This window comes from Acaryochloris sp. IP29b_bin.148, from assembly GCF_028285565.1.
Taxonomy (GTDB): Bacteria; Cyanobacteriota; Cyanobacteriia; order Thermosynechococcales; family Thermosynechococcaceae; genus Acaryochloris.
Genome location: NZ_JANQOY010000016.1, coordinates 1 through 9,720, shown reverse-complemented (window position 1 = coordinate 9,720; position 9,720 = coordinate 1). Strand labels below are relative to the sequence as shown.

Here is a 9,720-nt window from a genome sequence, read left to right as displayed (position 1 = left end):
TTGGCATATACCCCTCTTGGCTGGCTGGCTTGGGTATCTGCCATTATGGATTAGCCAATTCTTCCGATTACATCTCAACATTTAGCGGAAACTAGAGTGAAACTTATATCAAAATCTGTGACAAGTGTCGCTACCTTTATCGAGCCGTTGACTCTGACGGCTACACCCTCGACTTTCTACTCACGGCAAAGCGAGATGCCAAAGTTGCAAAGCACTTTCTGACCAAAGCACTGAATGCGGTTCATACCCATGACCCTCGGGTGATCAATGTGGACAAAAATCCAGCATATCCCCCTGCTGTTGAGCAGCTACAGGAAGAAGAACGTATCCCTGAAGGAGAAAAAGTACGGCAGGTCAAATACCTCAACAATATAGTGGAGCAAGATCATAGAGGTATCAAACGTCTAGTGAATCCTGGCATGGGTTTTGGATCATTCAATTCCGTCAGAAGAACTTTGAAGGGATTTGAGGCGATGAACATGATCCGCAAAGGTCAGATCAAAAATGTGGAAGAGGATGATGTGATAGGACAGATCTCATTCATCAATCAAATCTTCGAATTAGCTGCATAGTCTTGGATAAAGCTCAGAGAAGTTTTGTACCTGGAAGCATTATTTGCGACACAACCCTTTTTGGCCTTTCTGGGGACGTTCAATGGGCTTTTCAGTCACATCCATCACAACGACATCCAGCCGCTCAAACCCTTGTAGCATCCAGTTCGTCGCTTAAAGTCCTTTGCACTCGGCTGTTGGGCTGTTGCATGATTCATTGGGTATGGCACTGAAGATAAAGAACATCAGGCCCACTACCATATCGCAAATTCAATTATGCAAGAGGTCTAATTAAGAGATAATTAGGACTAATATAGACGCTAAATAAGATCAAATATCCTGAGACGTCTCAGGCCAGTCTTCACAGGAGTCATCAACATAATGCTGAAGTGGGATTGCTTCTGCTTGAATGTAATCTAATATCTGTTGGAATTGGCAATTTGGTGGGATGTGCACTAACCAAAAAGAGGCCATTGTAACTGTCGAGGTACAGCCCATTTCTTGTAAATAATCAAAGAATTTAATTGCATCTTCTCCACGATGATCCACTGTTACTACTGTAGATTTAGTAGTTGCCATCAAACGTAGCGTCGTGTAACCAGATTTTGCAATGATGTTTGTAACAGAGAGATATCCATCTTCATTGGGCTGGGCTTCGACAATGTCGTTTAAACCAAGGCCTAAAGGATTACCAGGGGTGAAAAAATTCCAGTAGATATCTCTAATGATGTAACGATTTTGCTCGATTAAATCAACGAGAAGATAGATATCTTCTTGTTCGCCATCGTCACATAACAACTCAATTAATCGGCTTTCGTTATCCATAGAAGAGATCTATTGTGGAGATTAGCGTTCGCCCAGATTTGCTACAATCACGTTCATTTTTTAACAAGATTAGTAGTCATAGACAAAATCATCAGTCTCACAAGCCATTATGAGCGCATCAACCGAATCGAAAAAGGGGTACGGCCCTGACTCTGAACAAATTGCTCACATCTCCTGAAAGCTAGAAATGACATAGTTTTCAGTTCGATGAATCACAAGCTATTGACACTCCCCGGTCTAAAGGCACGGGGAGTGTCAATAGCCGATGTATACGATAGATTCAAGAACAACTTTAAGGAAGTGATAGCTGATGATGTCTACTGATAGACAAGTAGAAGCTGGCCAAGCAGTATATACCAGGACCACACTGGCTGCTTATGACATCATAGTCTTAGGAATATCCAATCAATATATTTGGAAGTGTCCTTCTACGAAAATTGAGGAGAATTACAACAAGTTCGTTTCTGCAAACCACCTAGATGTGGGGGTAGGCACTGGCTATTTCTTAGATCGATGTCACTTTCCATCTGAGTCACCGCGTATCGCACTGATGGATCTGAACACCAATGCATTAGATTTTGCATCAAAGCGGATAGGTCGCTACATGCCTGAGATTTACAGGCAAAATATTCTTGAGCCCATTTCAGGGGATATTCTCCAGTTTGATTCCGTGGGCTTAAATTATCTACTCCACTGTTTGCCCGGTGCTATTACTGAGAAGGCAGTAGTGTTTGAGCACCTCAAATCATTGATGAATCCAGGTGCAACGATATTTGGATCAACCATACTCCAAGGTGGTGTGAAAAGAAATTTGGCTGCTACCTATCTAATGCAGTTCTACAACCAAAAGGGAATCTTTTCTAATGTAAGGGATGATATTGAAGGCTTGAAGTCTGAACTGAACAAATCCTTCGAAGATGTTGTTGTGGAAGTAATCGGTTGTGTCGCCCTTTTCTCAGGACATGTTCCTACTCATATTCAAGTGAAGAAATAGATGGCTTTGCAGAGATTGGCTTTGCTGAGGTTTATCAGAACATTTAGACTTGACGCTATTGATGCCAGGCAACAGGGCTGTGCGGCAAAATCTTTAGTAAATCTAAGCTACCTGAACTCATCCCAATCTCAGCTCTTATTGCCATCTCTTTCCACCCTCAGAGGCAATTTTGGGTCATTTACCCATATTCCAATTTAAACTTCACCCCACCCAGATCTCCTGATACCAATTTCATGTGAGTATGAACGACGTGATTTACTAAATTGACGTATGTACAGTGCTTTCACAGATTAATACAGGTCATCTTGCTGGGTAATGGGTATGACCATAAAATCCTCCCCGCTACTCCACCAGAAAGCCACCAAGCAAAACTCCGATCAAAACAGCCACCAAGCAAAACTCCGATCAAAACAGCCACCATAGGCAATTGAACGGGTACGAAGCAATGAACATGATCCGCAAAGGCCAGATTAAAATGTGACTAAAGATGATGTGTTAGGACAGATCTCTTTCATCCATCAAATCTTCGGATTAGCAGCATAGTCTTGAATGAAGCTCAGAGGGGTTTTGTACCTGAAAGCATTATTTGCAACACAACCAAATTTCTTCCAGCTTGAATAAGTCTGGTATCCTGTCATTTGGCTAATTCAATGACAGGTGATCTATGCGTATCCGAGGACTCGTAAAAGCTTCACAGCAAGTTAGAGATCAGCTCAAAATTGGCATTCCCCTCAACGAAGTCCCGCAGTTCAAACAATATGTTGCGGGTTCTATCAAGGCGACAGAGCAAATCTGTGCCAACGCCAAGATTTCGCCCAATCAGCTCCCCCTTCCTTCACGAAAAGCCTATAAATTCTTGAGAAGCGTTGATCTAAAGAATTTGCCCATCGCTCAGCACACCAGCTCTGTGCAGAGTCAAAAGCGAGTTGCCATTCGCCAAATTCGTCCTCAACATCAACGCCTTCAACATCAAATCAGTGAAGTTGCCAATGGCTCTGGCTTGGATTCAAAACAAGGACGGCATCTCGTCCAACAGCTTCAGCATACTGTAGAGAATATTGAGAATCTATGCGATCGCCAAGGGGTAACCCCGGCGAGTTTAACGGGGCAATCCCGGCAAATCTATTGTTGGATCAAGTTTCTACTCAGTGATGATAACTTGAGATCGCATTTCAATGCCGTACAGACATTTCATCATCTGTTGCAACTCGGCTGGGAACAGCAGAAGCAAACCTGTAAGCAGCTCAAGGATATCAATACTGTATCCATCGAGTTTGCCAATATGTCAGCGTTGTATCGCTGCAAACTTGGGAGTGATTCTGGGAGTATCAAGGTCAACGAGGGATTTATCCTCGCTGACACTGCAGTGCTGCAGGCCTTGGTAGATTCGATATTGCAGGGTAAGTCGCCTCAAACGACCCCTGTGTTCTTGGAGTACTCACTCTCAGAAGAGTTTGCAGAACTCCTACTGGCAATGGAACTCATGGTGGAGGAGCTTCGGGGAAATACACAAGGAAGTACCCATAACTTAGATGAGGTGTTTAAGCGGGTCAATCAAGCCTATTTTGACGGCACTCTGAATAAACCTAAACTCAATTGGAGCCGTACCTTCAGCAAACGCAAATTCGGCCATTACGAACCGAGCAGGGATCGGGTGGTGATCAGTCTGACTCTTGATTCAAAGAAAATTCCTAGATATGTTGTCGATTTCGTGATGTACCATGAACTCCTTCACACCGTTCATGGGCATCGAATCCAAAATGGACGGTATCGGGTACATACGCCTGAATTCCGGGTCGATGAGCGCAAGTTTAAACAATACTTGCAAGCTCAGCAGCACCTCCAACGTCTGGTCCAAGCTTCTTAGAAATCAATCGAGTATCTGTAGAAAACTGGGGCGTTGTTCAGTGGCTTTCCACCAAGCTTTGAGTTTCGGGGTATTCGCTGTGACAGTCTCCATTTCTGGCGTTTTAGATAGATAAAGCAATACGGGCATTAAGTATAAGTCCGCTAGTGTGATATCGCTTCCTAGTAGGTAAGGATTGCAGGAGGCAATTGCTTCAATTGCTCCCAACGCGGTTTGGGCTTTGGGTACTGCTGTCTGAATTGCTGCTTCATCAGGTTGACCATTCTGACTAGGAACAATTAATCGCTGAATGGTGATCACGCTAATTGCTGGACTGTAGAGGTAGTTATCGATAATCGCCATGATTTGACGCATCCGAGCTTGACCTATCGGTTCAGAAGGTGTGAAAGTGTGGTTTCCTGTTACTGCGTCTAGGTAATCAAGAATGGCACAAGTTTCATAGAGAATCTCCCCATCCACTTCTAGGACTGGCACTTTACCAAACGGGTGCTTTGCTAGGTATTCTTGACTTCGCTCACTGAAAATATCAACTGTTTGGAGATCATGGGGAGTATTCGTTTCCGTCAAGAGCATTCGGACAGAACGGACATAGGTGCTAAGAGCTGGACCATAGAGAGTAATTTGAGTCATGGGAGTTTGTATAAATTAGCGCCTGTAGTTTACCCTGTATAGCGATCAGTAGCATGAGACGATAGTGAGGACATCCTCATTCATCCAAATTGAGGCGGAATTTCTTTTCTGGAAAAGTGCCCAAGAATTGGATCACTCCAGTGCCAATCCCTTGATTTTTCTATTCTGGAGTTGCCACCATTGCCCTAGTCGCCCTACAATTTCACCTGCCAGAGCGAGGGGATGAGGGTGTCACAGCAGATAACTTCTCCCTGTTGGTTAAACGATCCGTAATGTCGGGTATCCTGGTCCTGAATCTTCTTCAAAGATGATCTCAGCGATGGGTGATCCAGGTCGCAACACTAGGTGGGGAAGTTGGAGGATACGATCTGCGGTTGCAAATCGAACAGCACCACAATGGTAATTTCCTAAATACCTCATGAAACGCTAGTAATAGAGCTATCCTGAGCTGAGCTTATCATTAGTGTTGGCCGTATTGCTCTTTTGTCGCTTATGCAACAGTTGTTGATCAACCGCTTCCGAGGACTATTCTTGAGTGTGGCTGTTTTAGAAGCCCATGTGCAAGGAAGTGCTGGGCATCCTGGGAAGATTGCTGCTATCCCAAGCAAAGAATATGGTTGGGAAATACTGCCAGAGAATTTGGGGTGGTGTGGTGCGATCGCAACGTCAACCCAAACCCTGATTTCCACTCAAGCGCTCTGCCCAGGAACCGCTTGCCAGACGGATGATGCTTGCGCTCGTTTACTGGCGGGTCTGCTGCCTGCAGCGTTATTTTGGCATGATGATGTGTCTTGCTTAGAAAACCAGCTAGGGCAATGTTTGTCAGGAACCGATTCAGAACTCCAAGCTGGAGGGGTGGGCATGGGCGTTGCGATCGCACGTCTTTGTCGAGAACAGGCCAATCCCCAAACCTTGATCTCCCACCTGCTGGCCCAACCCTGCTTATCTGAAACGTACCTGCACGCTCAACTCAGTCAAATTCAGGGATTGCTGGATGCCCATGCCAGTTTAACGAGGGTTTGGTATCAAATAGGCCAGGACCAGACGTTGCCGGCTCACCGATACGCAACTGCGATCGCCATGGCAGTATACACCTGGGCCACTTCGGCAGATTCGTGGCCCTTAACGATCGCTCGAATTCTGGCTTTACCTCAACCCTCCGTTATTGCAGCGCTGATGGCTAGTGCATTGTCTGGGGTCTTTAACGGTATCAACGGCATCCCCCTCAATTGGCAAACCTCACTATCTGCCGCATCCTCTCTAGGGTCTAGAGAACATAGCCTGGCCTTAGCCGATCAGTTATTAACCACTTGGTCTGGCTACTATGGTCATCAAGCGCTTCCCCCTGCTGAGCTAGAGATCACAACCGTCTCTGCCCCCGGTGTCTTGCGCTTCCGCGAATAGGCTATACTGCCGATTTATAAACAGCGGACTTCTGGTTCTCGAACTCCATGGGGCGCCATCTGTACCCAGCGACAGGATAAACTAGCGAGTTGACTATAATTGAAGGACTCAGACATTTTTTTTGGTCACATCAAGGATTTCAACCATGCCAGCACACCACCCACCTGCCGACAGGATGCGTCCGAATTGAATGGACCTTATGCTTGAGTAGCCTAACCCTCCAATGAAGAAATTACTCCGTTCTCAGAAGCTGCGTCTGAGCCGCTGGCTATCTTTATCATCTGTGTTGCCTCCTCTGACTGTTCCATCAGTCAGCAAACAGCGCTCTTTTCAGCAGCACTCTCCGCTTTTATTTGCAGTCTCCGTTGCTGCACTGACCAGCGTCATTGGTCACCGATTTTATAATGAACCCCAACTTACTGTGGGTACCATTGCCCCTGAAACCATCAGAGCCCCTAAATCTGCTCAAGCCCCTGATCCAATTGCTACTAAGACTGAACGAGAAGCTGTGCTGCGGGGGGCCGTAAGTGTCTACCGGCTCAATTCATCACAAACCGCCAATATTCAACTGGACTTGAATACCTACTTGGCGGATATTTCAAAATTTCGAGACTCAGCAGGGCCATTGCCCTATGCGTCTACCAAGGCATTGTCGCCGACGGCTCAACACTTTCTGCGTCAGCTTACGACTGGAGACTTTCAGAAGCTGCTTCAACAGGTTAGTGCGACGACCCCACCCTCTACTCCTTGGTTAAAGACCGCTAATGCTCGACAAGCGATTTCAGCCCTAAAGCGATATAGAGCCAACGAAAAAGATGGGGGAAAATGGTCCAGTCTTATTCGCCAAATTGGCTTAGCCCAACGAGATTATCAGGCCGCGCTGAAATCCGTTCCACCCCGTCTCCAAGAGTTTCCCAGCAAAGATCTCTTGGCCTTTACAGAACCGGAATGGGCGATGGCCCAAAGACGGCTTCGGACAACGCTTAATCGTATTCTCACCCAAGGAATCCCGCCAGGTATACCCCCCAGCCTAATGCGGCGCACCACTCAAGTTCAGCTGCAAGACTATTCCAGTAAAGTGCGAACCCTCGGCCAACAGCTGCTTCCCATTGTTCTGAAACCCAACCTGAGTGTTGATCCGGCAGGCACCCTTCGCCAGCGCGAGATTATTGCAGAACAAATTCCGATTAAGCGCATTCCGATTCGTAAGGACGAAATTATTGTCAAGGAAGGCGAAACGATCTCACAAAGAGAATTTGCGTTACTGGACCATTTTGGTCTCAGTCGCCGGGGCATCAATTGGTTGGGCTTGTTTGGGACATTGGCTGCTGTCAGTGGTGGGGTTAGCTTATTTCTGGTGGTGCAAAAACGGGGTCAGCTAGCGTTTGGCCGTCGAGATTATCTGCTCGTGTTGCTGCTATCTGTCAGTTCTTCGCTTCTGATTTGGACCACAGCGCTCAGATATACTAGCCTACCGGCGGTTGGCCTTCTCGTCGGCAGCTTTTACGGTCCAGTCCTAGGCGCTACCGTGGTGCTGATTCTTTCGGGTCTGATTCCGCTAGGACTCAGTGGCGGCTTGATGGAGTTTGGGGCGATTGCTGTCGGTAGTCTGGTGGCTAGCCTTGTTGCCCGTCAAAGACGCTCTCGAGAAGAGATTGCCTTGTTAGGTGTCATCGTTGCTATTACCCAAGGGGTGACATTATTTGTCCTTATGACCCTATCCGGCGCTCCAGTCTACAGTATTTTAGGATTGTCCTTGGTTCAGGGGTTAGTGGGATTGGGGTGGACTATTGTGGCCTTAGGCATTAGCCCCTACATCGAGCATGTGTTTGATCTGGTGACCCCCATTCGGTTAGCGGAACTGGCGAATCCCAATCGACCTTTGCTGAAGCGGTTGTCTCGGGAAGCTCCTGGAACCTTTCAGCACACCATGTTTGTGGCTACTCTGGCTGAGGCAGGAGCGAGTGCTTTAGGTTGTAATGTCGAGTTGGTAAGAACGGGGACGCTCTACCATGACATCGGTAAAATGCACGATCCGCAGTTTTTTATTGAGAACCAGCGAGACACCACCAATAAGCACGATCTGCTCAACGACCCCTGGCAGAGTGCTGAGATTATCAAGAAGCATGTGTCTGAAGGGCTGGTGATGGCCCGTAAATGTCGTTTGCCTGCAGCCGTGCAAGCCTTTATCCCTGAGCATCAAGGGACGATGGTGATTGCGTTTTTCCACCATCAGGCTCAGCAGCAGGCGGCAGCCAATCCTGATCTCGATCCGGTTCAGGAGTCCGATTTTCGCTATCCCGGCCCCACTCCCCAATCCCGAGAAACGGGGATTGTCATGTTGGCAGATTCCTGTGAAGCGGCGTTGCGATCGCTCAAAGATGCCACCCCAGACTTAGCCCTAAAAACCATCAACAAAATATTTAAAGCCCGCTGGCAGGATGACCAGCTGGTAGATTCTCAATTGACTCGAGATGAGTTGAATGTATTAGCAGAGGTGTTTGTAGAGGTCTGGATGCAGTTTCACCACAAACGTATTCCTTACCCCACCGCAACCATCCCCCCCAAGTAAGAAAAAATATGTAACACTACTTTGGGTATCTCTGGTTTTTAGCCAGGGATGAGTGAACCATCCAGATATTTATCCTGTTTTTGTGAGGAAACCCTATGGCTTTAACCGCTGGTACTGCTGCTCCTGCGTTTACAACGAAAGACACCAATGGCAACACGGTTTCCCTCGCTGATTATGCTGGGAAAACGGTCGTCCTATATTTCTATCCCAAAGACGATACGCCAGGCTGCACCAAAGAAGCCTGTAGCTTTCGCGATAATTACTCTGCCTACCAAGGCAAAGATATTGTGGTCTTTGGCGTAAGTGGTGATGATGAAGGATCTCACCAAGACTTCACCAGTAAGTTCAATTTGCCATTCCCCCTACTCGCCGACGTAGACCATAGCTTGATGAAAGCTTATGACGTCGATGGTGGTGGGTATGCTCAGCGTGTCACCTATGTGATTAATGGCCAAGGCCAAATTGATAAGGTGTATAACTCTGTCAATACAGACACCCATGCCACTGATATCTTGGCTGACTTAGGGTTGTAAGATTTTGTGGCGATGCCACTGTAGAAAAAACGGTTTGATATCAAAAAAGCGTCAAGTCCTTGGCGCTTTTTTCTATTGAAAGGCTCTTTCCAGCTTTTGGTGATGCGGGATAAGGTTAACCCCAGCAAGCAACGGCGAGTTGGCCGGTGGGGAGATCGGTGATTTCGATGTTGAGGTTAAATAGAGTGGAGTCCTGGAGGAATTGGAGCCAGGTGGGAACTGTTGTGTTTGGGGGGGGGTGTTATGACTGCTGAGGAATTGTTGGAGCGCTATGCTGCTGGAGAAAGAGACTTCAGTGGGGTTGATCTCAGTGGGAGTGTCTTGAGAAAAGCCAATTTGTCCGA

7 protein-coding genes and 2 pseudogenes are annotated in these 9,720 nt (G+C 46.9%); 7 read left to right on the top strand and 2 right to left on the bottom strand.

Annotated features, from left to right (window positions below; all coding sequences use genetic code 11):
- Positions 1 to 98: 98 nt before the first annotated feature.
- Positions 99 to 572 (top strand): annotated as a pseudogene (locus Q0986_RS01645) (IS6 family transposase); the annotation flags it as partial.
- Positions 573 to 881: 309 nt separating this feature from the next.
- Here the strand turns inward: Q0986_RS01645 and Q0986_RS01640 are convergent.
- On the bottom strand, positions 882 to 1,376 hold the full coding sequence (locus tag Q0986_RS01640) for a DUF4265 domain-containing protein (RefSeq protein WP_299402728.1): 495 nt from the start codon (positions 1,374 to 1,376) through the stop codon (positions 882 to 884).
- Between the two features lie 310 nt (positions 1,377 to 1,686).
- Here Q0986_RS01640 and Q0986_RS01635 point away from each other — a divergent pair, with 310 nt between their 5' ends.
- The 3 genes and pseudogenes from Q0986_RS01635 (at position 1,687) to Q0986_RS01625 (ending at position 4,237) form a co-directional block, all read left to right on the top strand.
- On the top strand, positions 1,687 to 2,370 hold the full coding sequence (locus tag Q0986_RS01635; RefSeq protein ID WP_299402725.1) for a class I SAM-dependent methyltransferase: 684 nt from the start codon (positions 1,687 to 1,689) through the stop codon (positions 2,368 to 2,370).
- A 409-nt stretch (positions 2,371 to 2,779) separates the two neighbouring features.
- Positions 2,780 to 2,913: pseudogene (locus tag Q0986_RS01630) on the top strand (IS6 family transposase); the annotation flags it as partial.
- Between the two features lie 121 nt (positions 2,914 to 3,034).
- Positions 3,035 to 4,237: a SprT-like domain-containing protein gene (locus tag Q0986_RS01625; RefSeq protein WP_299402722.1), complete on the top strand. Its 1,203-nt coding sequence runs from the start codon at positions 3,035 to 3,037 to the stop codon at positions 4,235 to 4,237.
- Positions 4,238 to 4,240: 3 nt separating this feature from the next.
- On the opposite strand, the gene Q0986_RS01620 is transcribed toward Q0986_RS01625, so the two are convergent.
- Positions 4,241 to 4,867: a glutathione S-transferase family protein gene (locus tag Q0986_RS01620; protein ID WP_299402719.1), complete on the bottom strand. Its 627-nt coding sequence runs from the start codon at positions 4,865 to 4,867 to the stop codon at positions 4,241 to 4,243.
- A 492-nt stretch (positions 4,868 to 5,359) separates the two neighbouring features.
- Here Q0986_RS01620 and Q0986_RS01615 point away from each other — a divergent pair, with 492 nt between their 5' ends.
- From Q0986_RS01615 to Q0986_RS01605, 3 genes are all read left to right on the top strand, one after another.
- Positions 5,360 to 6,271 (top strand): hypothetical protein, encoded by a 912-nt coding sequence (locus Q0986_RS01615; RefSeq protein WP_299402717.1) that lies wholly within the window; start codon positions 5,360 to 5,362, stop codon positions 6,269 to 6,271.
- Between the two features lie 223 nt (positions 6,272 to 6,494).
- Positions 6,495 to 8,843, top strand: a complete 2,349-nt coding sequence (locus Q0986_RS01610; protein ID WP_299402715.1) for an HDIG domain-containing metalloprotein — start codon at positions 6,495 to 6,497, stop codon at positions 8,841 to 8,843.
- 95 nt (positions 8,844 to 8,938) lie between these two features.
- Positions 8,939 to 9,376 (top strand): peroxiredoxin, encoded by a 438-nt coding sequence (locus Q0986_RS01605; protein WP_299402712.1) that lies wholly within the window; start codon positions 8,939 to 8,941, stop codon positions 9,374 to 9,376.
- Positions 9,377 to 9,720 lie beyond the last annotated feature (344 nt).

Excerpts from the sequence above, each read along its gene's own strand:
- Q0986_RS01605 (WP_299402712.1), top strand. The coding sequence starts at position 8,939 with ATGGCTTTAACCGCTGGTACTGCTGCTCCTGCGTTTACAACGAAAGAC.
- Q0986_RS01640 (WP_299402728.1), bottom strand. The coding sequence starts at position 1,376 with ATGGATAACGAAAGCCGATTAATTGAGTTGTTATGTGACGATGGCGAA.
- Q0986_RS01615 (WP_299402717.1), top strand. The coding sequence starts at position 5,360 with ATGCAACAGTTGTTGATCAACCGCTTCCGAGGACTATTCTTGAGTGTG.
- Q0986_RS01610 (WP_299402715.1), top strand. The coding sequence starts at position 6,495 with ATGAAGAAATTACTCCGTTCTCAGAAGCTGCGTCTGAGCCGCTGGCTA.
- Q0986_RS01625 (WP_299402722.1), top strand. The coding sequence starts at position 3,035 with ATGCGTATCCGAGGACTCGTAAAAGCTTCACAGCAAGTTAGAGATCAG.
- Q0986_RS01635 (WP_299402725.1), top strand. The coding sequence starts at position 1,687 with ATGATGTCTACTGATAGACAAGTAGAAGCTGGCCAAGCAGTATATACC.
- Q0986_RS01620 (WP_299402719.1), bottom strand. The coding sequence starts at position 4,867 with ATGACTCAAATTACTCTCTATGGTCCAGCTCTTAGCACCTATGTCCGT.